The 26,406-nt window shown below is 57.4% G+C and carries 29 protein-coding genes and 1 tRNA gene; 12 read left to right on the plus strand and 18 right to left on the minus strand.

Annotated elements, in window-relative coordinates; all coding sequences use genetic code 11:
- Positions 1–48: 48 nt before the first annotated feature.
- The 7 genes from pstC (at position 49) to ACR0JF_RS00910 (ending at position 7,330) form a co-directional block, all read left to right on the plus strand.
- Positions 49–1,521: a phosphate ABC transporter permease subunit PstC gene (gene pstC, locus ACR0JF_RS00880; protein WP_170659555.1), complete on the plus strand. Its 1,473-nt coding sequence runs from the start codon at positions 49–51 to the stop codon at positions 1,519–1,521.
- Positions 1,518–2,849 carry a phosphate ABC transporter permease PstA gene (pstA, locus tag ACR0JF_RS00885; protein ID WP_170638702.1) on the plus strand — a complete coding sequence of 444 codons (1,332 nt, stop codon included), beginning with the start codon at positions 1,518–1,520 and terminating at the stop codon, positions 2,847–2,849. The genes pstC and pstA overlap by 4 nt, the downstream gene beginning before the upstream one ends.
- A 13-nt stretch (positions 2,850–2,862) precedes the next feature.
- Entirely contained in the window at positions 2,863–3,660 is a 798-nt protein-coding gene (pstB, locus tag ACR0JF_RS00890) for a phosphate ABC transporter ATP-binding protein PstB (RefSeq protein WP_170373719.1), read from the plus strand.
- A 16-nt stretch (positions 3,661–3,676) separates the two neighbouring features.
- On the plus strand, positions 3,677–4,384 hold the full coding sequence (gene phoU / locus ACR0JF_RS00895) for a phosphate signaling complex protein PhoU (protein ID WP_170373720.1): 708 nt from the start codon (positions 3,677–3,679) through the stop codon (positions 4,382–4,384).
- A 12-nt stretch (positions 4,385–4,396) separates the two neighbouring features.
- Positions 4,397–5,086: a phosphate regulon transcriptional regulator PhoB gene (phoB, locus tag ACR0JF_RS00900; RefSeq protein WP_170458202.1), complete on the plus strand. Its 690-nt coding sequence runs from the start codon at positions 4,397–4,399 to the stop codon at positions 5,084–5,086.
- Positions 5,087–5,212: 126 nt separating this feature from the next.
- Positions 5,213–6,442, plus strand: coding sequence for an acyl-CoA dehydrogenase (locus ACR0JF_RS00905; protein WP_170659556.1), 1,230 nt, complete (start codon positions 5,213–5,215; stop codon positions 6,440–6,442).
- Between the two features lie 120 nt (positions 6,443–6,562).
- Positions 6,563–7,330, plus strand: coding sequence for an SDR family oxidoreductase (locus tag ACR0JF_RS00910; RefSeq protein WP_170659557.1), 768 nt, complete (start codon positions 6,563–6,565; stop codon positions 7,328–7,330).
- Here ACR0JF_RS00910 and ACR0JF_RS00915 read toward each other — a convergent pair.
- From ACR0JF_RS00915 to ACR0JF_RS00930, 4 genes are read right to left on the minus strand one after another with little or no spacing between them, the layout of a single operon-like run.
- Complete coding sequence (locus ACR0JF_RS00915; protein ID WP_170638831.1) at positions 7,327–8,196, minus strand: acyl-CoA thioesterase; 870 nt, start codon at positions 8,194–8,196, stop codon at positions 7,327–7,329. The genes ACR0JF_RS00910 and ACR0JF_RS00915 overlap by 4 nt on opposite strands.
- 51 nt (positions 8,197–8,247) lie before the next feature.
- Positions 8,248–9,471: a serine hydrolase domain-containing protein gene (locus ACR0JF_RS00920; protein ID WP_480668850.1), complete on the minus strand. Its 1,224-nt coding sequence runs from the start codon at positions 9,469–9,471 to the stop codon at positions 8,248–8,250.
- A gap of 18 nt (positions 9,472–9,489) precedes the next feature.
- Positions 9,490–10,515 carry a phosphotransferase family protein gene (locus tag ACR0JF_RS00925; RefSeq protein ID WP_170659558.1) on the minus strand — a complete coding sequence of 342 codons (1,026 nt, stop codon included), beginning with the start codon at positions 10,513–10,515 and terminating at the stop codon, positions 9,490–9,492.
- Between the two features lie 2 nt (positions 10,516–10,517).
- A complete protein-coding gene (locus ACR0JF_RS00930; RefSeq protein ID WP_170659559.1) occupies positions 10,518–11,336 on the minus strand; it encodes an SDR family NAD(P)-dependent oxidoreductase in 819 nt (272 codons plus the stop codon).
- Between the two features lie 105 nt (positions 11,337–11,441).
- Here ACR0JF_RS00930 and ACR0JF_RS00935 point away from each other — a divergent pair, with 105 nt between their 5' ends.
- From ACR0JF_RS00935 to ACR0JF_RS00945, 3 genes are all read left to right on the plus strand, one after another.
- Positions 11,442–12,443, plus strand: a complete 1,002-nt coding sequence (locus ACR0JF_RS00935) for an NADPH:quinone oxidoreductase family protein (protein WP_170659560.1) — start codon at positions 11,442–11,444, stop codon at positions 12,441–12,443.
- A 115-nt stretch (positions 12,444–12,558) separates the two neighbouring features.
- Complete coding sequence (aroQ, locus tag ACR0JF_RS00940) at positions 12,559–13,008, plus strand: type II 3-dehydroquinate dehydratase (protein ID WP_170659561.1); 450 nt, start codon at positions 12,559–12,561, stop codon at positions 13,006–13,008.
- Entirely contained in the window at positions 13,005–13,760 is a 756-nt protein-coding gene (locus ACR0JF_RS00945; RefSeq protein ID WP_170659562.1) for a LuxR family transcriptional regulator, read from the plus strand. Before aroQ ends, ACR0JF_RS00945 begins: the two co-directional genes overlap by 4 nt.
- A gap of 362 nt (positions 13,761–14,122) precedes the next feature.
- Here ACR0JF_RS00945 and tsf read toward each other — a convergent pair whose 3' ends face one another.
- The 5 genes from tsf to ACR0JF_RS00970 all read right to left on the minus strand — a co-directional run bounded on the left by tsf (position 14,123) and on the right by ACR0JF_RS00970 (position 17,904).
- A complete protein-coding gene (tsf, locus tag ACR0JF_RS00950; RefSeq protein ID WP_170373730.1) occupies positions 14,123–14,998 on the minus strand; it encodes a translation elongation factor Ts in 876 nt (291 codons plus the stop codon).
- 77 nt (positions 14,999–15,075) lie between these two features.
- The gene (gene rpsB, locus ACR0JF_RS00955) at positions 15,076–15,858 is read right to left on the minus strand and encodes a 30S ribosomal protein S2 (protein WP_170466928.1); all 783 of its coding nucleotides are present in this window, start codon (positions 15,856–15,858) and stop codon (positions 15,076–15,078) included.
- A 166-nt stretch (positions 15,859–16,024) separates the two neighbouring features.
- The gene (olsA, locus tag ACR0JF_RS00960; RefSeq protein WP_170659563.1) at positions 16,025–16,879 is read right to left on the minus strand and encodes a lyso-ornithine lipid O-acyltransferase; all 855 of its coding nucleotides are present in this window, start codon (positions 16,877–16,879) and stop codon (positions 16,025–16,027) included.
- On the minus strand, positions 16,866–17,621 hold the full coding sequence (gene olsB, locus ACR0JF_RS00965) for an L-ornithine N(alpha)-acyltransferase (RefSeq protein ID WP_170659564.1): 756 nt from the start codon (positions 17,619–17,621) through the stop codon (positions 16,866–16,868). Before olsB ends, olsA begins: the two co-directional genes overlap by 14 nt.
- Before the next feature lie 100 nt (positions 17,622–17,721).
- The gene (locus tag ACR0JF_RS00970) at positions 17,722–17,904 is read right to left on the minus strand and encodes a DUF3553 domain-containing protein (protein ID WP_170373734.1); all 183 of its coding nucleotides are present in this window, start codon (positions 17,902–17,904) and stop codon (positions 17,722–17,724) included.
- 40 nt (positions 17,905–17,944) lie between these two features.
- Here ACR0JF_RS00970 and ACR0JF_RS00975 point away from each other — a divergent pair, with 40 nt between their 5' ends.
- Positions 17,945–18,541, plus strand: a complete 597-nt coding sequence (locus tag ACR0JF_RS00975) for a histidine phosphotransferase family protein (protein ID WP_170659565.1) — start codon at positions 17,945–17,947, stop codon at positions 18,539–18,541.
- Here the strand turns inward: ACR0JF_RS00975 and ACR0JF_RS00980 are convergent.
- The 9 genes from ACR0JF_RS00980 to ACR0JF_RS01020 all read right to left on the minus strand — a co-directional run bounded on the left by ACR0JF_RS00980 (position 18,538) and on the right by ACR0JF_RS01020 (position 25,970).
- A complete protein-coding gene (locus ACR0JF_RS00980) occupies positions 18,538–19,800 on the minus strand; it encodes a glutamate-5-semialdehyde dehydrogenase (protein ID WP_170659566.1) in 1,263 nt (420 codons plus the stop codon). The genes ACR0JF_RS00975 and ACR0JF_RS00980 overlap by 4 nt on opposite strands.
- 21 nt (positions 19,801–19,821) lie before the next feature.
- Positions 19,822–20,928, minus strand: coding sequence for a glutamate 5-kinase (proB, locus tag ACR0JF_RS00985; protein ID WP_170466919.1), 1,107 nt, complete (start codon positions 20,926–20,928; stop codon positions 19,822–19,824).
- The gene (gene obgE, locus ACR0JF_RS00990; RefSeq protein WP_170659567.1) at positions 20,916–21,950 is read right to left on the minus strand and encodes a GTPase ObgE; all 1,035 of its coding nucleotides are present in this window, start codon (positions 21,948–21,950) and stop codon (positions 20,916–20,918) included. Before obgE ends, proB begins: the two co-directional genes overlap by 13 nt.
- A gap of 37 nt (positions 21,951–21,987) precedes the next feature.
- Positions 21,988–22,524: a GNAT family N-acetyltransferase gene (locus ACR0JF_RS00995; RefSeq protein ID WP_170659568.1), complete on the minus strand. Its 537-nt coding sequence runs from the start codon at positions 22,522–22,524 to the stop codon at positions 21,988–21,990.
- Entirely contained in the window at positions 22,521–23,129 is a 609-nt protein-coding gene (locus ACR0JF_RS01000; RefSeq protein WP_170659569.1) for a LysE family translocator, read from the minus strand. The genes ACR0JF_RS00995 and ACR0JF_RS01000 overlap by 4 nt, the downstream gene beginning before the upstream one ends.
- Positions 23,130–23,225: 96 nt before the next feature.
- A complete protein-coding gene (rpmA, locus tag ACR0JF_RS01005; RefSeq protein WP_010440093.1) occupies positions 23,226–23,495 on the minus strand; it encodes a 50S ribosomal protein L27 in 270 nt (89 codons plus the stop codon).
- Positions 23,496–23,506: 11 nt separating this feature from the next.
- Entirely contained in the window at positions 23,507–24,118 is a 612-nt protein-coding gene (locus tag ACR0JF_RS01010) for a 50S ribosomal protein L21 (protein WP_170659570.1), read from the minus strand.
- A gap of 209 nt (positions 24,119–24,327) precedes the next feature.
- On the minus strand, positions 24,328–25,128 hold the full coding sequence (locus tag ACR0JF_RS01015; protein ID WP_170659571.1) for a DUF2059 domain-containing protein: 801 nt from the start codon (positions 25,126–25,128) through the stop codon (positions 24,328–24,330).
- Positions 25,128–25,970 carry a DUF2059 domain-containing protein gene (locus tag ACR0JF_RS01020; protein WP_170659572.1) on the minus strand — a complete coding sequence of 281 codons (843 nt, stop codon included), beginning with the start codon at positions 25,968–25,970 and terminating at the stop codon, positions 25,128–25,130. Before ACR0JF_RS01020 ends, ACR0JF_RS01015 begins: the two co-directional genes overlap by 1 nt.
- A 123-nt stretch (positions 25,971–26,093) precedes the next feature.
- Here ACR0JF_RS01020 and ACR0JF_RS01025 point away from each other — a divergent pair.
- Positions 26,094–26,183, plus strand: a tRNA-Ser gene (locus ACR0JF_RS01025).
- The last annotated feature ends 223 nt before the right edge of the window (positions 26,184–26,406 follow it).

The raw sequence follows: 26,406 nt of genomic DNA on the forward strand, positions 1-26,406 counted from the left end.
GCCGTCCCTTTCTGCGACTATAGCCCAGTCAAGAATAGTGGGGATATGATGCCGATATTTTGGCTTGTTCTGATCGTGTTGGCGATCGCTGTGCTCGGCTATGTTCTGGGACGGGCCCGCGCAATTCAAAGCGCAGGAGGCGAACCGCGAGACTTGCATTCGCTGCCAGCCTATTACGGCGCAAATGTTCTTTTGAAGACAATTGTCCCGGCTTTTGGCCTTCTCATTATCTGGCTGCTGGTTCAGCCGTTGTATGTGAATTCCAAGGTCTCGGGCATGATCCCCGATACATCAGTCAAAGAGGGTTCCTCTCTAAGTTTGGTCATGGCCGAGGTGCGTCGCACGGCTAGCGGACTTCAAGCCGCTGTGTCGCAGGGGAATATGACCGAAGCAGCCGCGAGTGACCCCCAAGCCGATCTGATCGAAGTGACTCAGAATCTGAAAGACGCGGGTCAGGTGGTTACATCCGATATCACCCAACTGGTGCTAAACGCGGCACAGAGCCATCGCGCATTAAATGCAACCGGATATGGAATCATGACCGTCGTGGTTCTGGTGGTGGCGCTGATTGGCGCCGGGGCAGGCTGGATGCAAACCAAGGCGGACTATCGCGCCCGCAACGTTGTTGAGCAGGGTGTGCGCTTTTTGCTCCTTGCGGCGGCCTCGATTGCTATTCTGACCACCGTTGGCATTGTTCTGTCACTGGTTTTCAATACGTGGGAGTTTTTCAAGCTTTACCCCGCGCCAGAGTTCTTTTTTGGCCTGACCTGGTCGCCCAGCTTTTCGGGCCGGGGCGGGTTGTCGGAACTTGGGATCATCCCGCTGCTTTGGGGAACGCTCTATATCTCTATCGTTGCTCTGCTGGTGGCTGTGCCGATTGGGCTGTTTGCCGCGATTTACCTTAGCGAATATGCATCGCCCGCCGTGCGGTCTGTTGCCAAGCCGTTGCTGGAGGTTCTGGCGGGCATTCCAACCATCGTATACGGCTTGTTCGCCCTGCTGACCGTCGGTCCTCTTTTGTTGGACGTTTTTGGTGATAACGGATTGGGCTGGATGAAGGCTGGTACGGCCGTGATGACAGCCGGTCTGGTGATGGGCATCATGCTGATCCCCTTTGTGTCTTCGCTATCCGACGATATCATCAACGCCGTGCCACAAGCGATGCGTGACGGGTCCTATGGCCTGGGTGCGACGCAGTCCGAAACCATTCGTCAGGTGGTTCTGCCTGCCGCGCTACCGGGCATCGTGGGTGCGATCCTGCTGGCAGCCTCGCGCGCCATTGGTGAGACCATGATCGTGGTTCTCGGGGCAGGGGCAGCCGCTCGGCTTAGCCTGAACCCGTTTGAGGCGATGACAACCGTCACCGCAAAAATCGTAAGCCAACTGACCGGCGACGCAGACTTTGCCTCGCCAGAAGCGCTGGTTGCCTTCGCGCTTGGCATGACACTGTTCGTTGTCACGCTGGGCCTGAATGTCTTTGCCCTTTACATCGTGCGCAAGTACCGGGAGCAGTACGAATGACCGACGCAAGCATGCAAAACCCAGAAACGGGTCGCCACGCTGTTTCCCTGACTGCGTATGATGCGCGGACCCGCAAACGCGCCAAGGCGGAAAAACGCTTCCGTGCCTATGGTATCGTTGCCATCGCGACCGGTCTGTTCTTCCTGATCGTCCTTTTCGCCTCGATCCTGTCCGAGGGTATTCCGGCCTTTACCCGGACCGTTGTCAGCGTAGAGTTCACTCTGACCCAACAAGAACAGGAAGAGGCCGAAAGCACACTGTTCAAGACCAAAGCCTATTCGGACCTGTTTATAGCTGCTCTGAACAAGGAGCTTGATGAAAGCGGTCTCCAAGTCGATTTCGACGAAGCGGCAATTGAGCGTCTGCTGGGTAAAGTTGGCGGAACCATCCGGACCTTCTATGCAGACAACCCGGACAAACTAGGCGAACCTATCGAGTTTGATCTAGCAGCCTCAAGCCGCGTCGATGGATACTTTAAGGGCCGGGTGTCGCGTGACACCATACAGGATAGTCGCTTCCTCCAGAAAAGCGATCTGGATCTGGTCGATGCACTTAAGGAAGCGGGTATCATCAAACAGGTCTTCAACTGGCCGTTTATCACAGGGGCAGACTCGGGCGTGGACAACCCTGGCGGCGCCGGCATTGGTGCTTCAGTTGTCGGATCGTTCTTCATGATGCTGGTGGTTCTGGCGCTTTCGCTGCCAATTGGCGTGGCCGCGTCGATCTATCTGGAAGAATTCGCGCCGCAAAACAGGTTCACCGATCTCATTGAGGTGAATATCTCGAACCTGGCTGCGGTTCCTTCGATCGTGTTTGGTATCCTTGGTCTGGCTGTCTTCATTCAGTTCATGCACTTGCCGCAATCGGCCCCGCTGGTCGGTGGTCTGGTGCTGACCTTGATGACCTTGCCGACGATCATCATCTCGACCCGGGCGTCGCTGAAAGCAGTTCCGCCGTCGATCCGTGATGCCGCGCTTGGTGTAGGGGCTTCCAAAATGCAGGCGGTGTTCCATCACGTTCTGCCGCTGGCCGCGCCCGGTATCCTGACCGGTACCATTATCGGACTGGCGCAGGCACTGGGGGAAACCGCTCCGCTGTTGCTGATCGGGATGGTGGGTTTTGTTGCCCGTGGCTACCCAGACGGATTCCTTGCCGGGTTCACCGAACCAAACTCAGCCATGCCCGCCCAAATCTACACTTGGGCTGCGCGCGCAGATGTTGGGTTCTACGAAAAAGCTTGGGGCGGGATCATCATCCTTTTGATTTTCCTGCTGACAATGAACATCATCGCAATCATCCTGCGCCGCCGCTTTGAACGCCGCTGGTAAGAAGGGCAGACCCATGAACGACATGTCACGAGTGGAGAGACAAGTGGATACCAATGAAATCAAGCTGGAGTGCCGGGACTGCCAAGTCTTTTACGGTGACACTCACGCCATCAAAGATGTGAATGTCGATATCGAAGACAAAACTGTCACAGCCTTCATCGGTCCTTCAGGCTGCGGTAAATCCACGTTCCTGCGCTGTCTGAACCGGATGAACGACACAATTGATGTCGCACGTGTTGAGGGCAGCTTCAAACTGGACGGCGAAGACATCTACGACAAACGCGTTGATCCGGTTCAGCTGCGCGCAAAGGTCGGGATGGTGTTCCAGAAACCCAACCCCTTCCCGAAGTCGATCTATGACAATGTGGCCTATGGCCCGCGCATCCACGGTCTTGCCAAGAACAAAGCGGAACTGGATGAAATCGTCGAGAAATCCCTGCGTCGCGGTGCGATCTGGGAAGAAGTCAAGGATCGTCTGGACGCTCCGGGCACTGGCCTGTCCGGCGGTCAGCAGCAGCGCTTGTGCATTGCGCGCGCCGTGGCGACAGAACCCGAAGTTCTGCTGATGGACGAGCCTTGCTCGGCACTGGACCCGATTGCGACAGCCCAGGTCGAAGAGTTGATTGACGAACTTCGCGCCCAGTATTCGGTGGTCATCGTGACTCACTCAATGCAGCAGGCTGCGCGTGTCAGCCAGAAAACGGCCTTTTTCCACTTAGGGAACCTCGTCGAGTTCGGCGAAACAGGACAGATTTTCACCAACCCGGTGGACCCGCGCACCGAAAGCTACATCACAGGCCGGATCGGCTGAGCACAGGTATTCCGACATGAACGATTCAGAACAACATATTGCCTCTGTCTTCGACCGCGATCTCGAAGCGATCCAGGCACATATCATGAAGATGGGCGGTCTGGTCGAAGCCGCGATCATGGGCGCCGCCCGCTCGTTGGAAACGCGGGACGAGGAACTCGCCCAGCAGGTGCGTCAGGGCGACAAAGCCATCGACGCGCTCGAGGATATCATCAACGAGGAAACCGCCCGCCTGATCGCCTTACGCGCACCCACGGCAAGTGACTTGCGGTTGGTGCTATCGGTGCTGAAGGTCTCGGCCAACCTGGAACGGATTGGCGACTATTCCAAAAACATCGCCAAACGGACCACCGTGCTTGTGAATTCCGGCGAGATCAACGGCAGTGCCTCCGCGCTGCGCCGTATGGCGCGAGAGGTTGAGGTCATGCTGCGTGACGCGCTGGACGCCTATATCCAGCGCGACGCTGAACTGGCCGCCGATGTCATCGACCGCGATGAAGAGGTGGACCAGATGTATAACGGATTGTTCCGCGAATTCCTAACCTTCATGGCCGAAGATCCGCGCAGCATTTCGTCCTGCATGCACCTGCATTTCATCGCCAAGAACATCGAGCGCATGGGCGATCACGTGACCGCCATTGCCGAGCAGGTGGTGTATCTTGTCACCGGCGAACGCCCGACCGAGTCGCGCCCAAAGGCCGACACAACGTCGCAAACCGTCTAGGAGACGCCTCCCATGTCTGCAGATCAACCAACAGTTCTGGTGGTCGAAGATGAGCTCGCCCAGCGTGAAGTGCTGGCCTACAACCTCGAGGCCGAAGGCTTTCGCGTCTCGAAAGCCGCCAGCGGTGACGAGGCGCTGTTGCTGGTGGACGAGGACAGCCCGGATATCATCGTTCTGGACTGGATGATGCCCAATCTCAGCGGGATCGAGGTCTGCCGACGCCTGAAAACACGGCCAGACACCCGTTCTATTCCGATCATCATGCTCTCGGCGAGGTCGGAAGAGGTCGACAAGGTGCGTGGCCTTGAGACCGGTGCAGACGATTATGTGGTCAAGCCATACTCAGTCGTGGAACTCATGGCTCGCGTGCGCACCCAACTGCGTCGCGTGCGGCCGGCTACCGTGGGTATTCGCCTGGAATTCGACGATATCGTGCTGGATTCCGAAACCCATAAAGTCAGCCGTGGCAGTCATTCGCTGAAACTGGGACCGACCGAATTCCGCCTTCTCAGCACCTTCATGGAAAAACCAGGCCGGGTCTGGAGCCGTGAGCAATTGTTGGACCGGGTCTGGGGCCGCGACATCTATGTCGACACCCGTACGGTCGATGTGCATATCGGCCGTTTGCGCAAAGCGCTGACCCAGCATGGCGGCAATGATCCTGTGCGGACTGTGCGCGGGGCAGGGTACGCCTTGGGATAGAAAGGGAAGGGGGTGCGTATCCCCTGACCTATGACATTTACTCATAATCGGGTGTCAAACTCTTGCTGTTTTTCCTTGAAGTGACACGTTACTGTGCAGCAACTTCAGACAGACCGGAGACACCCGATGAACGCCCCTGCCACCAAACCGACTTTGCGCGCAAAAGATGTACCGGATCTGGGTAAGTTTGCCTGGGACGATCCGTTCCGCCTGTCCGACCAGTTGTCAGAAGACGAGCGCATGATTGCTGACAGCGCGCGCGCATACGCGCAGGAAAAGCTGCAGCCGCGCGTCACCGCCGCGTTCCAGAATGAAGAAACCGACCCTGAGATCTTTCGCGAAATGGGCGAGATGGGCCTTCTGGGCACCACGATCCCCGAGGAATATGGTGGTCTTGGCAGCGGCTACGTATCCTACGGGTTGGTGGCGCGAGAGGTTGAGCGCGTGGACTCGGGCTATCGCTCGATGATGTCGGTGCAAAGCTCGCTGGTGATGTACCCGATCTATGCCTACGGGTCCGAGGAACAGCGCCGCAAATACCTGCCGAAATTGGCTTCGGGCGAATGGATCGGCTGTTTCGGCCTGACCGAAGCGGATGCCGGGTCGGACCCGGCTGGCATGAAAACACGGGCCGAAAAGATCGACGGCGGATACCGCCTGACTGGCACCAAGATGTGGATCTCGAACGCGCCAATTGCGGATGTCTTCGTGGTCTGGGCCAAGTCAGACGCGCACGACGGAAAGATCCGAGGCTTCGTTCTGGACAAGGGTCAGCCCGGGCTGTCTGCGCCGAAGATCGAAAACAAACTCAGCCTGCGGGCCTCGATCACCGGAGAAATCGTGCTGGATGGCGTTGAGGTAGGCGAGGGCGCTTTGCTACCTCACGTGCAAGGTCTGAAAGGCCCGTTCGGCTGTCTGAACCGCGCGCGGTATGGGATCAGCTGGGGCGTGATGGGTGCAGCCGAACATTGCTGGCATGCAGCGCTGCAATATGGCCTAGACCGTAAGCAGTTCAACAAACCGCTGGCGCAAACGCAGCTATACCAACGCAAACTGGCCGACATGCAGACCGAAATCGCTTTGGCTCTGCAAGCAAGCCTGCGCGTCGGTCGCCTGATGGATCAGGCCGAAGCGGCGCCCGAGATGGTCTCAATCGTCAAACGCAACAACTGCGGCAAAGCGCTGGACATCGCGCGCATGGCCCGTGACATGCACGGCGGCAACGGTATCTCGCTGGAGTTCCAGGTTATCCGCCACATGGTCAATCTGGAGACTGTGAACACCTATGAGGGCACTCATGACGTTCACGCTCTTATCCTTGGGCGTGCGCAAACTGGGCTGCAGGCATTTTTCTAGGTTTTAAAGGCGGTTAGGTATAGGGTTTGATCTAGGGCGACACTAATCTGTAATACGTGTAATTGGTATTATGGTAAATATTATGACCGCTAATCAAACCCAACCACAGAGGAAAACGATTTGGAACTCAGCGGAAAGACAGTTGTCATAACCGGCGCAGCTGGCGGTATAGGCAAAGGTCTAGCTAAAAGGTTCTCTGCAGATGGCGCAACCGTTGTCTGTTCCGACATCGACGGAGCAACTGCGCAAGCCTTGGCGGACGAAATCGGCGGGCACGCATTTCCGTGTGACGTCTCCAGCGAAGCGCAGATCAAAGCCCTGATCGAGTATGTAGAGGACGAGATCGTTCCGATCGACCTGTTTTGCGCCAATGCTGGAATTCTGACGCTCGGCGGCTTAGATGTACCAGACGAAGACTGGAACCGCATTTGGGACATCAACGTGATGTCTCATGTCTGGTTGGCGCGTCACCTTGTTCCACGGTTCGTCGAGCGCGGCAGTGGCTACATCATCATCACGGCGTCGGCTGCCGGGCTTTTGAACCAACCCGGCGCGGCGCCGTATGGCGTCACCAAACACGCGGCCATCGGTTTTGCAGAATGGTTGGCGTTGACCTACGGCCATAAAGGTTTGAAGGTTTCGGCACTATGCCCACAAGCCGTCAGATCCGAGATGACACGCGGTCATGAAACCTCGGTCGCGGCAATTGACGGCATGCTCGAGCCGGAGGATGTCGCACAGGCCTGTGTGGACGGTATTCTAGCCGAGCAATTCCTGATCCTGCCGCATCCCGAAGTCCTTCAATACATGCGTCACAAAACGGCCGACTATGACCGATGGCTGATCGGCATGAACAAGTTAAATCAACAGTTTATAGGCGACACTTAAGAGCGCCCATTTGGTCGCCGCATCAATCCTTCTTGCGCAACTGACGCCACCAGAACTCCATCCTCGGAATAGATGGAGCCGCGATTGAAAGACCGCCCCTGCCCCGTCCACGGTGATTCCATCACATAGAGATGCCAGTTTTCAAAACGCACCGGCGCATGAAACCACAGCGCGTGATCCAAGCTCGCTGCGTTTACCTGACCTGTGAACCAGCTCAGTCCATGGGGCCGCATGCCGGAGCTCATCAGGCTCATGTCTGAGGCATAGGCCAGTATCAGGTGTTGCGTACGCGGGTCGGTTGACGCCGCTCCGGGCATTCTGAACCAGATCTTGTTCTGATCGTCGGAAATTTCAGGTCGAAATGGGTCCAGATGATCCACTTCGCGCACTTCGATTGGCCGCTCACGCAACAGCTCTTTCTTCATCTTTTCAGGAACTTGGTCCACATACTTGTGGCGTAGTTCGCTGCGCGATGGATGGGTTTCTGGGCTCTCAGAAGACGGCATCGGATGCTGATGAGACCACCCCTCGTCCTCAACATGAAAGGATGCAGACATATTCAGGATTTGCTTACCATGCTGAATCGCAACAACGCGCCGCGTGGTGAAAGACCCGCCGTCCCTGGCACGATCCACTTGATAAACAACGGGAATACTGGGATCACCCGGACGGATGAAATAAGCATGCAAGGAATGGCAGAGCCTGTCATCAACCGTTCTGTAAGCCGCTGCCAGTGCCTGCGCGATGACCTGGCCACCGAAAATACGTGTCGGTGTCTCGCCGCCAGACCCAGTGCCGCGGAACAGGTCAACCTCAAGCCGCTCGATATTCAGAAGGTCCAGGAGAATGCGCTCAGCTTCGGTCATGGGTTGCTCGATCTTGTTCATTTGGGGGATGAGGTACCAACACCCGCAACATCAATCAATCACCGCACCCAAAACCAGAGCCTTGAGTTCGGCGCGTGACGGGTAAGAGCTGGACGGCGACAATTGAGTGAAGAACACAGCCGTCAAATCCAAGGACCGGTCGATCCAGAAATAGGTCGAGGCCATACCACCCCAACTGAAATCCCCGACAGACCCAGGTACTCCAGTTTGACCCGGATTTAGCACGACAGAGCCGCCCAATCCGAACCCCATACCCACCATCGGTTGTTCCGCAAAACTATTGGGGCCCATTGAGGCAATATCGCCGGGTAAGTGATTGATCATCATGAAATCTACCGTTTTAGGACCCAATAGCCGTTCGCCACCGGCCTGACCTCGGTTCCGCAGCATTTCAGCAAACCGGCTATAGTCATCGATCGTTCCGACCAAGCCGCCGCCGCCCGAGAACGTGGTGGTGGCTTCGAATGGCGAAGATCCCGCTTGATCCACCAGCCTGAGCGTATCCTCGGACTGTTCGGCCGAGTTAAGATCCATCGCGTCACCGGCCAGAGGCGTATAGAGCGACGCAAATCTATCACCCGCATCTTTCGGGACCACAAAACCGGTCTCTTGCATACCGAGCGGCTCAAAGATCTCCTGCTGGAAGAACCGGTCCAACGTCTTTCCCGAGACGACTTCGACAACGCGACCTAGGACGTCGGTGCTGACCGAATACTCCCACCGACTGCCCGGTTGAAACGCCAGAGGCAGCTCGGCGAGATCACTTACTCTATCCTTCAGAAGCCCTTGATTGGGCTTGAAGATCATATCCCGCTCGTCCATCGCCGATGGCAGGAGGCCGTGATTGAATGGGTAGCTGAACCCGCTCGTATGGGTCAGAAGCTGATGAAGAGTCGGCGGCGGCGCGGCTTCGGTCTGATCCAACCGCTCGGCATTGGGAACCAACGCTTGAGGCGCGGCAAATTCGGGCAGATATTCGGACAAGGGTGCGCCAAGGTGAATCAACCCACGCTCGACCAGCATCATCACCGCAACTGAGGTGATCGGTTTGGTCATCGAGTAGATACGGACCAGCGTGTCACGCTCAAAAGGCAGTTCGGATTCGATATTGCGCCGGCCGCAGGCGTGGAAGAAGACCTCCTGCCCTTTGTGTTTTAGAAGAACTGAGCTGCCGGGATATTTTCGTTGATCTACATAGCGTTGCATCCACGGGCGAACGCGATCCAACCTGTCTTGATCCAACGTAATCGGCATTCCAAAGTTCCCTCTGCCCTAGGCATCCAAAGCCGAAAAACCATGCTGCGCAAAGAGCGGCACGTAGTCACCGAACAGTTTCGCCCGGCCCGGGTCCGATGCGTTGCCGTCCAGCGCGCGTTTGTAGACGCCCTGCAGAATGGCGGCCATACGGAAGAAGTTAAAGGCAAGATAGAACCCAAAATCCTTGATTTCCCGCAGCCCACGTCGCGCGCAATATTGCTCGATATAGTCTCTATCACTGGGCAATCCGATGGTTTTGCGGTCAATCCCGGCCAGCCCCCGCCCTTCTGGCCCCGGAGGCAGCTGCCATTGCATAATCACCGCAGCAAGGTCGGCGTAAGGGTGGCCGATCGTCGACAACTCCCAATCCAGCACGCCGATACACCGGGTGCCGTTGCGTTCAAACATCAAGTTGTCGATCCGATAGTCGCCATGCACAAGACTGCGCTGACCATCGTCTTCCGGCAAAGCATCCTCCAACCCTGTGATCAGCGCATCCATTTGAGCAATCTTGTTTGTCTCGGAGGCTCGGTACTGTTTCGTCCAGCGCGCGATCTGACGTTCGAAGTAATTGCCGCTCGGGCCATAGTCGGCGAGGCCCACTGCGTTGATATCAACAGAATGCAGCGCGGCCAGCACCCGGTTCATTTCATCCATGACGGCGGTGCGCGTCTCGTTGCTTTCACCGGTCAGAGTTGGTTCCAAGAATACACGGCCTTTCAGGTGTTCCATCACGTAGAAAGCGGACCCTATGACTGACGTATCTTCGCATAGAAGAAACATCTCGGGCACCGGGACGTCACTGCCGGCAAGCGCCTGTTGCACACGAAACTCACGCTCCACTGCGTGCGCGGACTTCAGAAGCTTTCCCATAGGCTTACGGCGCAGAACGTAGGTGCGCCCCGGCGTCTCCAACGCGAAAGTCGGGTTGGATTGCCCGATATCGAACTTGTGGGCCTTCAGAGGGCCTCGATACCCCGACAGGTTTGCAGAAAGGTAGGTATCAACGGCGTACAGATCCAATGGGTTGTTGGTACTCATCGTCAAAACGCTTCGGCAAAGATGTTGCCTGCTGTGACCACGTTGATGCCTCCGGACACGGGGATGACGGCTCCGGTCACATAGCTTCCCCCTCGCCCGCAGAGAAACAGCATGCAGCCAGCGATGTCATCATCACGCCCCACACGGCCCAGAGGAACCGATTTGCCCACCTTCTCGCGCGTCGTCTCATCCGCGGTTGCAAAGGCAGTCATGCGCGAGACGAACGGGCCGGGCGCCAGAGCGTTGACGGTCACGTGGTAAGGCGACAGTTCCTTGGCCAGGATTTTGGTTAGATGCAGGACGGCCGCCTTGGAGGCCGAATAGCTGTATGCCCCGTCGCCCATGGGAACCTCACCCATGACTGAGCCGACATTGACCACCCGCGCCGGGTCTTCGGCGGTGCCGGATTTCATGAGCAACGGCAACAGTTTCTGCGTCAGCTCAAACACGCCCGCGACGTTGACGGACATCACTTTGTCCCACGCATCATGAGGGAATTGACCTAAAGGCGCACCCCAGGACACGCCCGAATTATTCATCAAAATATCAAGTCGTTCCGTCCGTTTATTGATCTCGGCAACGACTTCTTCGATTCCGTCTTTGCTGCCCAGATCCCCAGCAAACCCCTCCGCACTGCCGGGGGCATCCAGCGCGTTCAGCTCCGCCGCGACGGCCTCGCAGGCGTCACCTTTACGGGAGGCGATCAGCACATGCGCGCCAGCCCGAACAAGCGCCTCGGCGGCCATGCGGCCAATTCCGGTGGCACCGCCAGTGACCAGAGCCACCTTTCCATCCAAAGAAAACAGGGTTTCCGGGGTCATGCCGCACTCCTCGCTTGTCGTAGGGGAAAGAGGGTGCGCCGTTGACAGCGCGCGATCCCGCCCCAAAATTCCATCTGCAAGAATAACAGGAACAATGAGGGCAACATGCAAGCATTACTCAGCGTCGCAGCGGGTGGACCGGAGACTCTGGAACTGACCACCCTGCCCGATCCGACCCCGGGCCGCGGAGAGATTCTGGTTGGAATAAAAGCCACCGGGGTGAACTTTCCCGATACGCTGATGATCCGAGACCTCTATCAGATGAAGCCACCGCGGCCCTTCGCCCCTGGTGGTGAAATCGCAGGTGAGGTACTTGCGCTTGGCGACGGTGTCAAAGGGTTCGAGATCGGAGATCGCGTTCTGGCGCTGACCGGTCATGGCGGCTTTGCCACGCATCTTGCAACAAAAGCCAAGGATGCAATCAAGTTTCCCGACACCATGCCCTTTGATGAGGCGGCGTGTTTTATCTTCACTTACGGCACGTCCTACCATGCCCTAAAGGACCGAGCGGCCCTCCAACCGGGTGAGACGCTGTTGGTTCTGGGGGCAGCAGGTGGTGTCGGATCGGCGGCGATCGAGTTGGGCAAAGCCATGGGCGCGCGAGTCATCGCTGCGGTTTCCACGCCAGACAAAGCTGAATTCTGTCGCTCAATCGGAGCGGATGAGACAATCCTGTACCCCAAAGACCCGGACAAAGACGCGCAAAAGGCGTTCTCGAAAGATATCAAGGCACTGGCGGGCGCCGAGGGTGTCGATGTCATCTATGATGCAGTGGGCGGAGCCTATGCGGAACCCGCGTTGCGAAGCATTGCATGGAAGGGGCGATATCTGGTTGTCGGGTTTCCGGCTGGCATCCCCAGCGTACCGCTCAATCTCGCGCTGCTGAAAGGGTGCCAGATCGTTGGCGTCTTCTGGGGGGCCTCCGTCTTTCGGGAGCCTGACGCTCACGCCGAAAACCTAAGCGAATTGTTTGACTTATACGCCGCAGGTAAAGTCACACCCCGTATCACGGCGCGCTTCCCCCTTTCCGAGGGCGCGGCGGCAATCGAGCTGCTTTCTCAGCGCTCCGTTCTTGGAAAGGTTGTGGTCACAATGGACGAAACCTAACTGGAACGGGTTGCATCAAAGGCATCTTTGTCAGCCCACTCGCCTCATTGGAGCATTGTCCGGTAGACATCCCCACCAAATGCCGTTTAAGAAACGAATATGGGGACGGAGATTTATGAATAAAATTCTTGTGTTGAATGGCCCGAACCTCAATCTTTTGGGCACCCGACAGCCTGAGGTTTACGGCAGCACCACCTTGAAAATGGTGGAGGAGCAATGCGTTGCTCATGGCACGTCTATCGGGCTTGAGGTTTCGACATTTCAGTCCAACCACGAAGGCGCGCTGATTGACGCCATCCATCAGGCCCGCGGCACGCAGAACGGTTTGGTTCTGAACGCAGGCGCTTATACCCATACGTCGATTGCCCTGATGGATGCGATTGCCTCGGTGGAGCTGCCTCTGGTCGAGGTTCACCTGTCCAACATCCACGCGCGGGAAAGCTTCCGCCACAAGTCCTACATCTCGTCGGTTGCCCTTGGGCAGATCTGCGGTTTTGGTGCGCAGAGCTATGTTTTGGCGCTGGATGCCTTGGCGGCTCATCTGAAATCAGGGGACGTTGCATGAAGCTGAAGGAATATCTTCGCTTTGTCAGCTATTCCAGAACCTTGGAAGAGCTTTGGGATGCCCATTGCCGACAGATGGCCATATACGGGTTTGACCGTCTAATTTATGGCTACACTCAATATCTTACTGCCACATCCTTGGGCGACCCTGAGGATTTTGTCATCCTCAGTAATCATCGGCGGGAATATGTTGATGGTTTTCTTGGTGACAGCAGGTATTCCAACGCTCCGATGCTGCAATGGGCTTTGAACAACGATGGCGCGGCAAGCTGGGGGTTGATTCAGGATTTGGCCTTGAACGGGGAACTCACGCCCGAGCAGCAGAAAGTTGTGGATTTCAACAAGTCGCACAACGTGCTTGCTGGATATACTGTCAGCTTCAACTCGGTCTCGGTGCGGTCCAAGGGCGCGATCTCGCTATCGGCAGAAGAACACCGCAACCAGGACGAGATTGACGACATGTGGGAAGAGCATGGCGAGGATATCCTTCTGATGAACAACATCGCTCATCTCAAGATCCTGACGCTGCCCTATACACCTCCGAATCGGTCGCTCACCAAACGCCAGCGAGAGGCGCTGCAATGGGTCGGTGACGGCAAAACGACTCAGGATATAGCCCTGCTGATGGGGCTGACGGCAGCGACAGTGGAAAAACACCTGAGGCTGGCACGCGAATCGCTTTCAGTCGAAACGACAGCCCAGGCCGTTCTGAAAGCCGCCCTACACAACCAGATGTATGTGATGGAAGCCTGACCACAAGAGATTGACGCCAAACCGCGTCAATTTACCTTAGGTAAGGAAATCATGACTTCCCATCTTCACGGGAAAATTGCAGATTGATACCGTTCCGTGAGTGGTGGCTTTAGCCAAGGAACATTCGATTGGATCTTTGCAATACCAGAGCTCTCCAATCACTCTGACTTTTGGAGCGCCTATTCGTCCGCGTACCGACGTCGGAATTTTGGAGGGTCCCGACCATCCCCATCATGCGGGGCCCTCCATTCACCTTCTGCTTGAACAGACAAATCTATCTCTGGCACGAAAAAACCGGCCACGTTCGACGTGACCGGTTCTGAAGGTCGTTAGGCCCCGCAACCGGGGCCTAGAGCAAAGACTTAGCCTTGTGCCGCTTTGGCAACTTCTGCAGCGAAGTCTTCTTTTTCGACCACGATGCCTTCGCCAACTTCCAGACGGATGAAGCCGGTGATGGTTGCGCCTGCTTCTTTTGCCGCTGCTTCAACGGTCAGGTCAGGGTTAACAACGAAGGACTGGTTCAACAGAGTCGATTCAGCCACGAATTTCTTCATGCGGCCTTCGATCATCTTCTCGATCACCTGCTCCGGCTTGCCGGATTCGCGGGCGATGTCCATCTGAACCTGCTTTTCTTTCTCGACAACAGCCGGATCCATGTCGGCCTCGGACAGAGCTGCCGGGTTCACAGCAGCGATGTGCATCGCAACCTGCTTGCCGATTGCTTCGTCGCCACCGGTCAGAGCAACCAGAACGCCGATTTTGCCCATGCCGTTGGTGGCTGCGTTGTGAACGTAGGACACAACGGTGTCGCCCGACAGTTTCGACATGCGGCGCACCGACATGTTTTCACCGATGGTGGCGATCTTGTCAGTGATCGTGTCCGCAACGGACTTTCCGCCCAGATCAGCAGCCAGCAGAGCTTCGACATTGTCGACGCCTTCAGCAGCGTAGGTGATCTTGCCGACCATTTCCTGGAACTCAGCGTTCTTCGCAACGAAGTCGGTTTCCGAGTTCACTTCGACAGCAACACCGTTGCCACCGTTGACGTGAACAGCAACCAGACCTTCTGCTGCGGTACGGCCCGATTTCTTGGCCGCTTTGGCCAGACCTTTGGTGCGCAGCCAGTCAACGGCCTCGTCCATGTTGCCGCCGGTTTCGGTCAGGGCTTTTTTCGCGTCCATCATGCCTGCGCCGGTTGCGTCGCGCAGTTCTTTAACCATTGCTGCTGTGATTGCCATCTTTTGGCTCTCCTCAATTCAAACGGAATTGGGGCAGGTCATACCCTGCCCCATGTGTCAATTACGTGACGGGCAGCTTACGCTTCGGCCGGAGCTTCAGCGGCTTCTTCTGCAACGACTTCTTCAACCGGTGCTTCTTCGAATGCACCCAGGTCAACGCCTGCAGCACCCATCTGTGCGGTCATACCGTCCAGAGCGGCACGTGCGGCCAGGTCACAGTAAAGCGAGATCGCGCGGGCTGCGTCGTCGTTGCCGGGGATGATGTAGTCAACGCCGTCGGGCGAGCAGTTGGTGTCGACAACAGCCACAACCGGGATACCCAGTTTGTTGGCTTCTGCGATGGCCAGTGCTTCTTTTTTGACGTCGATGACGAACAGCAGGTCAGGAACGCCGCCCATCTCGCGGATACCGCCCAGCGAAGCCTGCAGCTTCTGCTGGTCACGCTCCATACCCAGACGCTCTTTCTTGGTCAGGCCTTCTGCGCCCGCTTCCATGGCTTCGTCGATCTGGTTCAGACGGTTGATCGACTGGGAAACCGTTTTCCAGTTGGTCAGAGTGCCGCCCAGCCAGCGGTGGTTCATGTAGTACTGAGCCGACTTTTCAGCCGCTTCAGCGATCGGGCCAGCAGCCTGACGCTTTGTACCAACGAACAGAACGCGGCCACCTTTTGCGACGGTGTCACGAACAGCCTGCAGAGCCTGGTCCAGCATCGGAACGGTCTGGGTCAGGTCCATGATGTGGATGCCATTGCGCGAGCCGTAGATGAACGGGCCCATGCGGGGATTCCAACGCTGTGTCTGGTGACCAAAGTGAACGCCAGCTTCCAGCAGCTGACGCATGGAGAACTCGGGAAGAGCCATGCTATTTTCCTTTTCCGGTTTACGCCTTGGCGGGGGTGAAAGAAGCGGATGCTCCAACCGGCGGTCTTGATGAGGATGTCTCCCTCAAAAAGCCCAAACCCCGCCTGCGGGTTTGAATGGCGCGCGTATACGGCAGGTTTGGATGCAGCGCAAGGGCCAATCGCCCTTATTTTTCAAGCCGCGCCAAGCTGTGCGCATGACGGACGGCCTCTTCGCAATGCGCAGCCAGCGCTTTGCGGTTTTCAAAGTCGCTGACCTTGGCTGGCGCATGATAAATCAGCTCAACCGCCCCCTGCCTGCGCGCGCCGAGCGTCTTCAGCAAATGCGGGCCGAAATCCATGTCGCCCCACCAACCGTAAAACCGTTCCGGTTCACCCACAGGTGCATGAAACACCACCGAGACCGGCTGAACATACATGAAATCTCGCAACTCATCTGCGAAGAACGCGGCAAAGAGCGTTGTTTTAAATGGCAAAACCCTGAGGCCATCGGTCGAGGTTCCCTCCGGGAAAAACAGCAGCTTATGCCCCGCTTTCAGGCGGGTTTCGAACACCTGCGTTTGTTCTTTTGCCTTCTTCCGGTCCCGTTCGATAAAAACCGTTCCGGTCGCGCGCGCCAACCAGCCGATACCGGGCCAATTCGCCACTTCGGCCTTGGAAACGAAATACACCCTTTTGCGCGCGTTCAGCGCAAAAATATCCAGCCAGGAGGTGTGGTTGGCCACCACTGCACCACGCTCAGCCATCAGATCTCCGGAAGTGCGAAAACCTATGCCAAGAATGCGAAAGGCGTTGCGGCAAACAAATTGGGTGATGAACGGAGTTATTGGTCGGCGAATACCGAATAAGGGGAGTTCGATCAGGCGTATCGCCAGCAAGATGATCAAGCCACCAAAGACCAGCAGCGCCAACGGCACACCGCGCAAGAAAACCAATACCCACCCCAGAACGCCAAGGTGAATCGCATCCGGCGCGTCTTCACTGTTCCAAAGCGGATCACTCACGGGATTAGGCTCCGCCATAGATGCGCTTTTGCCGCTCGTTCATCCGAGCGGTATCTAGGATCAAGCAGACATCTGTGGTGTTAAAGCTGTGGTCGATAAAGGCCCCCTCGCCCACGAAACCGCCCAAACGCAGATAAGCTTTGATCAGCGCGGGCACCTGCACCATTGCCGCCCTGCGATCGAGGTCTTCGGGTGCCACGAGGTTCATGGATTGAAACACATCAGGCTGCGCACGGACCCTCAGATCGGCAGGCGCCAGGTGGTTGTGATGCAGCATCGACAAGGGCTGGGCGAGCGCTGTGACATCGGTGCCGTGAAAGCTGGCAACACCGAACAAAACCTCGATCTCACGCTCGTTGACATAGGCCGCCAAACCGTTCCACAGGTGATACATGGCCGTGCCGCCGCGATAGTCCGGATGCAGGCAAGACCGGCCAAGCTCTAGCAGCTTGCGACTGCTTTGCTTCAGAACTGTCAGATCATACTCGTCCTCGGAGTAAAACTGGCCTAACTCTGCCGCACGTTCGCCCGGTAACAGCCTGTAAACGCCGACAGTTTCCCCGGTTTGATCGTCGATCGCCAACATGTGATCGAAATACGGATCGAACTTGTCTTGCTCTAGACCGGCATCGTGATCGACCATCTCTCCGCCACCACCTAATTCGCGTACAAACACGTCGTAGCGCAAGCGTTGCGCGGCGCGCAGGTCCTGTTCGGTTTCAGCGAGTCGGATGGTGAAAGAAGGGCCTGAATCCGGCATATCGTTCCTTGAAGTTGCCTCCGGCTGATACCGCAGCTTTTCCCCCAAAGGCAATACGGGTCCCATCTGATGACTGGCGTTAACCTTTCCTAAACCAGTTTCACGGATCAAAGACCGGCATCAAGGCGATACGCGATCCGTCGATTACCACTTTCCCCTGCTCGCGGAAGTTCACGGTAATCTTGCCCCCGATATTGGACTGCACCTGTCCAACGCCCCAATCGGGGAAATCGGGGTGGCGGACGAACATGCCCGGTGCAAGAATGGCATTGAGGTCTGTCATGGGGGCTCCGGTCTGGTGGCAGATACAGCAGGAGGTACGCATGGGCGCCACAGACGTCAACCTGGCCGAGCTCATTGGCTCGCGCATCTGTCACGATCTGATCAGCCCGATCGGGGCCATCACCAACGGGCTGGAGCTGTTGGATATGGTTGGCGCGGTACAAGGCCCCGAGATGGAGCTTATCTCGGGCAGTGTCGGCAGTGCTGGCGCGCGCATTCGGTTTTTTCGCGTGGCCTTTGGCTCGGCCAGCGACCAGCCATTGGGGCGCAGCGAGGTCGCCGAGTTGCTAAAAGACGTGGAACGAGCAGGTCGTGTGCGGGTCAACTGGAACCTGACCGAGGCTGTGCCACGCAATCAGGTCAAACTGGCCTTTCTGGCCCTGATGTGCTGCAAGAGCGCAATGCCGCTTGGTGGGCAGGTCGATATCTCGACCTCTGAAACCGGTTGGCAGGTGACTGGCACAGCCGACAAACTGAACATTGACAATGACTTGTGGAAGAATGCTGCAACCGGCAACTTCGCCAACAAAGTCACCCCGGCGCAGGTTCAGTTTGCCTTGCTCCCGGAAACGGCCGCAGCCATGGGGCGGCGGGTTTCGGTCGAGACCGGCACAACCCGCGTCACCCTGAGGTTTTAGGAACGGGTCGTACCATTCCCGCGCACCAGATATTGGAAGCTGGTCAACTGCGCCGCGCCGACCGGACCACGTGCATGCATTTTGCCCGTGGCAATGCCGATCTCAGCGCCCATTCCGAACTCACCGCCATCCGCAAACTGCGTTGACGCGTTGTGCATCAGGATGGCGCTGTCCAGCCGTTCGAAAAAGCGGGTAGCAGCCGCGAAATCTTCGGTCATGATGCAATCGGTGTGGTTCGAGCCATAGTGCTGGATATGCGCAATGGCGGCATCGATATCGGCGACAGGTTTGGCGGCAATGATGCTATCCAGAAACTCTTTGCCCCAATCCTCTGACGTGGCTTGGGTAGTTCCATCGACGGCCAGAACACCTTCGGCATGAACCTCAACCCCGGCGGCCATGAGCGCAGCAATCACGTCGCGCCCAAGGGTTTCGGCCACGTCCTTATGAATCAGCAGACACTCTGCCGCGCCGCAGATGCCGGTGCGCCGGGTCTTGGCATTCAGCACCACGTCCAACGTCTTTTGCGGGTCGGCGGCCTTGTCGATGTAGATATGCACGATACCCTCAAGATGGGCGAAGACCGGCACGCGCGCCTCGCGCTGAACCAGTCCGACCAGTCCTTTGCCGCCACGAGGAACGATGACGTCGACATAGTCGGTCATGGTCAGCAATTCCTGCACCGCCGCGCGGTCGCGAGTCGGCACGAGTTGAATTGAATCCTCGGGCAAGTTCGCAGCTTTCAGACCTTCGACCAGACAGGCGTGGATCGCGGTGGAGGAGTGAAAGCTCTCGGAGCCGCCGCGCAAGATGACGGCGTTACCGGACTTCAGGCATAACGCCCCTGCATCCGCTGTCACATTGGGACGGCTTTCGTAAATCACCCCAATGACACCCAACGGCGTGCGCACGCGCTGGATATTCAGGCCCGAGGGCATGTCCCACTCGGTCATCACCTCGCCCACCGGATCGGTCTGATCAGCCACTGTGCGCAGGCCATCAACCATGCCCTGAATGCGGTCCTCATTTAGCATCAGACGGTCCATCATGGCAGGGCTCAGGCCCTTTTCACGCCCGAACTCCAGATCCTTCTTGTTGGCGTCGATAATCTGAGCGCGATTGGCCCAGACAGCTTCAGCCGCGGCGATCAGGGCTGCATGTTTACGCTCGGCCGAGGCAAAGGCCAGCTCGCGCGCGGAAGCTTTGGCGCGTTTACCCAGATCGGCCATCAGAGCGGGAATATTGTCGAGATCCTTCATAACCTTAGCCTTTCTGCGCCTTTATAGCGCCAAATCGTCCCTGTGAATCAGCGCTGCGCGACCAGGATAGCCCAGCGTTGCCTCAATCTCTGAGGATTTTCGCCCTTTGATTGCGTCCGCCTCTTGCGCGGTATAGCGGCTGATGCCCTGCGCCAGTCGACGCTCTTGCAGATCAAGAATGGCAACCGGATCGCCGCGTCCGAAATCACCGGTCACTTCGACGATACCTGCAGGCAACAGGCTTTTGCCATTCGAAAGCGCCTTTGCGGCGCCATCGTCGATCGTAATCTCTCCGCGCGGTTTCATAGCCGATATCCAGCGCTTGCGCGCTGCATGCGGATCAAGCGTTGCCGTGAACCACGTGCTGTTTGCGCCATTCTCAAGCGATTGCAAAGGATTGAGCGTCGAACCTTCTGTGATCGCCATATCGCAACCTGCAGCCGTGGCCATTTTGGCAGCCATTAGCTTGGTCTTCATGCCGCCCTTGGAGAGGCCTGAACCGGCGTCTCCGGCCATCGCCTCAATCTCGGGCGTGATCTGGTCGATCGTGTCGTAGCGCGTGGCCGAAGCATCCTCGTTCGGATTGCCGGTATAGAACCCGTCCACATCCGACAGAAGGATCAACTGGTCCGCACCCACGGTCACTGCGATCTGCGCGGCCAGCCGGTCATTGTCGCCATAGCGGATTTCATCCGTAGCGACTGTATCGTTTTCGTTGACAATGGGAACAACGCCAAGGCCCAAAAGCGTCTCAAGTGTCGCGCGTGAGTTCAGATAGCGACGACGATCCTCGCTGTCCTCGAGCGTCACCAGCACTTGAGCCGTGGTGATCTGATGCGGGGTCAGCGCTTCTTCGTAAGCACGCGCCAGACGGATCTGACCAACAGCAGCTGCGGCCTGTGACTGCTCCAGAGCCAACGCCGCTGCGGGCAGGCCCAAAACACCGCGCCCCAAAGCGATCGAGCCAGAAGACACCAAAATCACATCCGTGCCCTGCCCTTTCAGCCAGGCCACGTCCTGAGCCAGTGATTTCAGCCAATCCGAGCGTAGCTGTCCCGTATTCCGGTCCACCAGCAAAGCGGATCCGATCTTGACCACCAGCCGACGGGCTGCGGTCAGGGTTGCCACGGCGCGACCTCCTCGGCGGGTTTCTGGCGCAGGCGGTTTTCGTCGATTTGAGCACGCAGGGCGCGCAGCACCTCGGTCACGCCCAGATGTGCGACGCCAGACATCGTCATGACCGGGCCACCAACGGCCTCTTCCAGTTCGGCCTTGGCCAAGTCACGCTCTTCGTCATCCAGCGCGTCGACCTTGTTCAGCACGGTGATCCGAGGTTTCTCGGCCAGTTCTCCGCCATAGGCCTCAAGCTCATGGATGATGGTACGGTAGTCATCGGCTACGGTTTCCGAGGTGCCATCGACCAGATGCAGCAACACCGCACAGCGCTCAACGTGGCCGAGGAACCGGTCTCCGATCCCGCGCCCTTCATGAGCCCCTTCGATCAGGCCGGGGATGTCAGCCACCACAAATTCCACATTGTCTACGCCGACCACGCCCAGATTGGGGTGCAGCGTGGTAAACGGATAGTCGGCGATTTTAGGCCGCGCGTTAGAAGTCGCGGCCAGAAAGGTCGATTTGCCGGCATTGGGCATGCCTAAAAGGCCAACATCCGCGATCAGTTTCAGCCGCAACCAGATGGTGCGGTCAATACCCGCCTGCCCCGGATTGGCCCGGCGCGGCGCCTGGTTGGTTGCGGATTTGAAGTGAAGGTTGCCAAAACCACCGTTGCCACCTTTGGCCAGCAACATGCGCTGCCCCACTTCGGTCAGGTCGCAGATGACGGTCTCTTCGTCTTCGTCCAGAATTTCGGTGCCCACGGGCACCCGCAGAATGATGTCGTCACCATCTTTGCCGGTGCGTTGCTGACCGCGGCCCGGTTGGCCGTTCTTGGCAAAGAAGTGCTGCTGATAGCGGAAGTCGATCAAGGTGTTGAGCCCGTCCACGACCTCGGCCCAGACAGCCCCGCCTTTGCCGCCGTCCCCGCCATCAGGTCCGCCGTATTCAATGTACTTTTCGCGTCGGAAGCTGACGCAGCCGCCACCTCCGGCCCCGGACCGGATGTAGACCTTTGCTAGATCGAGAAATTTCATGAGTGTCCCCTACTGCAAAGGCCCCATCGGCCACAAGTCAGAGTTTCTTTGTATAGGTCCAGGTGGGCACATTCGCGTCGCGCGCCACCGAATAGCTTTCTGCATCGCCCAGATACTGGAACCCGCAATGGGTCAACACCCTCGCCGAGGCCGGATTGTCCTGAAAAACGCTGGCGAACATATTGGCGTTCTCAAGCGGGTTGGCACCGACCAGAGCCTCAACCGCCATCGAGGCAATGCCCGTGTTCCAATAGACAGGCGCAACCCAATAGCCAACCTCGGACTGGTTGCGATCAAGCCGCTGTAGTGAGATCAGGCCGATCAGCTCGGGCCCGCCGTCCTTTGTGGCATCCATTGTCCAGACGTCCTCATCCCGGTCTTCCGCCATCGAGCGGGTCACGAAGGCCTCGATCGAGCCCGGCGGCAACGGGTGTGGGATCGACGTGGTCATCCGCGCCACGCGCTCATCACCTGCGTAATGTTCGATAAGCCCCATGTCCGACCGGCGCAGAGGGCGCAGGTCGAACCGCTCGGTTTCGATGACCGGCTGATTTATGATTGCTTCAAGTTTCATGAGTGCGTTCCTCCTCCGAACAACACAAAAAGTACGGACGCAACAGTCAGACTGGCGAGCGTCCACATCAGATATTTTTCCGCAGGCCGACCTTCAACCACATGGGCGATCCGGTCCCCTGCAAATGTCCAGATCGGGTGCAAAACGATCTGGCAGAACAACAAACAAAGAGCGATTGTGAGCGTCGCCTCAAAACTGGACGTCCCCGCCGTAACGAACCCCGTGAACCCTGCAATAATCATCGCCCAAGCTTTGGGGTTCAGCGGATGCACAATGAGCCCAGACAAAAAGCCCGGCGCTTTCCCATCTGCCGTTGCCCGAGACAACCTTAGATTGGCGATCTTCCAGGCCAGCCAGCAAATATAGGCGGCAGAAGCGTATTTCAGCACCTCAAACGCCATTGGGGCCTGATCAGCCACTTGCATGAGACCGAAGCCCACAGGCCAGATGATCAACTGCTTGCCCAAAACGACCCCGGCCACAAAGGGCAATGCGGCGCGAAAGCCATAGCGCGCACCTGTTCCCATCAGGACCATGTTGGCCGGTCCCGGCGTGCCGACCTGTGAGGCGGCAAAGATGAGAAAGCTAGTGGTTGCGACGGGCATTGCTGTTCTGGATCACGACTGCGTTAAAACGAAAAAGGGACCGGCATTTTCTGCCGGTCCCCCATGAATTTTTTATTAAACCTTCTGGGTTTCGGCTTACTCTGCGGCCTCCGCCACTGGCAGGACCGAAATGAAGGTGCGGTTTTTGAGTCCCTTGTGGAACTTCACAGCGCCATCAACGGTTGCAAAGATGGTGTGATCTTTGCCCATGCCTACGCCTTCGCCCGGCCAGAACTTGGTGCCGCGCTGACGTACGATGATGTTGCCTGCGATGGCCGCCTGGCCACCATACAGTTTCACGCCAAGGCGGCGACCAGCTGAGTCGCGACCGTTACGGGAGGAACCGCCAGCTTTTTTATGTGCCATTCTCTCTCTCCTTAGCCTTGAGCCAGCTCTTTGGCTTGCTCAACCCATTCGGGCTTCACTTTGATGGTGTCGATAGCAGCAATCTGCTCGTCCGACAAGGCGGCCAGAGCGGCAAAGCTCTCGATACCGGCTTCAACCAGCTTTTTGGCAGCGGCAGGGCCAACACCGTTCAGCTTGGTCAGATCGTCAGCGGCAGCAGCGGCGGGTGCCTCTGATTTGGCTTCTGCTTTCTTGGCAGGCTTTGCAGCAGATGCCGCTTCGCCAGCCGGAGCAGACCCGGTTGCAGCTTTGATGCCCGACTTGTCAGCGCCCGACGACAGGATGTCGGTGATTTTGACCAGAGTCAGCTTCTGACGGTGGCCAACGGTACGCTTCGAGCTGTGCTTACGACGGCGCTTGACGAATTTGATGACCTTGTCACCTTTGATCTGTTCGATCACTTCGGCCTGTACGCCTGCGCCTTCAACGAAAGGTGCGCCAACAACCGGAGCGTCGCCGCCCAGCATCAGAACATCGTTGAATTGAACTTTTTCACCTGCGTCGGCAGCCAGTTTTTCAACGCGGAGCACGTCGCCCGCCTGAACCTTGTACTGCTTGCCGCCAGTCTTGAGGACCGCAAACATGCGTCTTTCCTTTTCTAACCCGCGTTCTGTGGTCCCCTACCGGGCGTTTTTGGCTTGAAAGCCACCTCGAACAGCGCGCCCTGTTTGGGCTGTGTGGAAGACCCCGTGAAGTTTCAAAGGGTCATATAATAACGACACCCGGCGCGGAGAACCGGCCGGGATGCGCGCTTATCCACATAATGAAAGGCAAAGTCAACACCCAAGACTGGTCAGAGATCAGAGGATTGCCAAACCTGCGCCACCGCCGCACCCAGACGGTACGAGATCCCATCAAACATCTCGTCAAACCCTTTGAACAGGGCCGCGTTCAGGGCCTGCCCGGTCTCGGTTCGAGAAAACGCGATATTCTCGCGCATCTCGACCTCATCCAGCGGTTGATAGGCCAGAAGCAGAAAGGAATACAACCATGTGGTCGTCTCCGCCGTCACAGTGTCTTTCTGCGCCAGTAATCCGTCCAGAACCTCTTCGTATTCGGCCAAACTGTCGCCGTAGAGCCCCAGGAAAAAGTTGTAATCCGCACTCAGCGAGCCTTGGACATTCTGGTCAATCAGGTCGTTCGCGCGGATATATTCCTCGACCAGTTCGAACCGGGGCGAGTCGGGTTCCGTGCCCTCATAGGCCTCGTTCGCCATCTCTTCGATTGCCTCATCTGCAAAGGCTTTGCGGGCCGAGTTCTCCAGCGTCACGATCGTCTGCCCCAGATCGCTTTCGAAGAAAACGATTGCCTGGTCCATCTGCTCCTTCGACATGCCCTCGGCGAAGGCTTCGGTCAGACGAGACTTCATCCAAGAATGGTTATAGATATCTTGAACCTGATCGTGAAACAGAGGGCCTCCGTCACCGTCCAACAGGCTCTCTTCGAGCTCCTGCTGATGAACCATACCTTCGTCGATCAGAATGCCCACAACCTGATCCAGCTTCATGGCATGCGCCAGCCGATTGGCCCGTTCATTCGCGACAGCTGGCAGTGCGCAGAGAATCGTCACTACTAAGGCAAGTGCCAGACGCATCAGATATCCTGAGCCGGATGAAGGTCTGCCATGCGGACAGCCAGAACCTCAAACCGCATGGCCATGATTTCATATTGGATCGCGTTCAGAAGCTCATAGACCTCTTGCATCAATGGCTGTTCAAGCGCCTCGGCATAGGCCTCGACCTCCGCGTCCGAGAAATCCTGATACGTGTAAGCCGCCCCTGCCAGCGCCGAAAGTTGCAGTGCCTGGCGCATCCCGGCCTCATTCTGCCGCAGCATCAACCGCAGCTCATCCGCGTCCAACTGCAGGTCGATCACGCCAGACGCGCTGGCCGCCAGAAGAAACCGCAATTGGATCTCCTGCAAAGCGCGCAACGAAGTCCCGCTGGCATCAATCGCATTGTTCATCCGCTTGAGCTGCTCCACCCGGGGCGAGCCATCCTGCACAAGACCGGCCACGATTTCCTGCCCCTCCTGCTGTTTGGCTTCTTCGTCGTCATTCAGATGCGCAGCGTTTTCGACCTCGACCAGCCTTTGACCGAGATCCGAGGCATAAAACTCAACCGCATGAGCCAACGCCTCATCGCTCAACGTCTCTTCGAGAATCGAGACCGCCGTTTCATGCATAAGCTGGGTATCGAAAACCTCTTCGGTAAGGCGGGTCCAGTCTGATCCGAACCCATCAGGATCAATGCCCAGCATTTCAGGGGCAGAGCCGGACGCCAGCGCGATACTCTCCAGCGCCACATCAAACCCGGTGGTATTGAGGAAGGCTTCGATCCGGTCGCGATTGGCAGCAGCCGAAGAAACGGGGACCAAAACAAGCGCGACAAGCAGCGCGAGCAATGGGACAACAGAACGCTCAACTCGATTTTTCATGCCTATCAGCCTAGGTGTTTTGTTGCGGCAGGCAATGGAAAATCCAAGGAATGTGAATTCTGCGAATTTTCTGCTTGCACCCCTGCGCGTTCCTCACTAAATCCCCCCCTCACAGACCCCCGCGGAGAGGTGCCGGAGTGGTCGAACGGGGCGGTCTCGAAAACCGTTGTGGGTGCAAGCCCACCCAGGGTTCGAATCCCTGTCTCTCCGCCATAATTTCCAAATGGTTTCTTTGCTTTCACAGACCGACAGGTCTGTCCTGATGCGCAAAGAGAGGGGCTGGCCAAGACCCCCTCATCCAGCCCCCCTCACACCGCCCCTCACATTCAACCACAAAGTGAGAGATCAGTGCCCCTTTTGGCCCAATAGGCCTATTTCAAACAAAAGACGTTACTCGTTAATTTGGGAACCAAACCCGATCGTGATCCACAAAATT

Source organism: Ruegeria sp. BG11 (assembly GCF_056538565.1).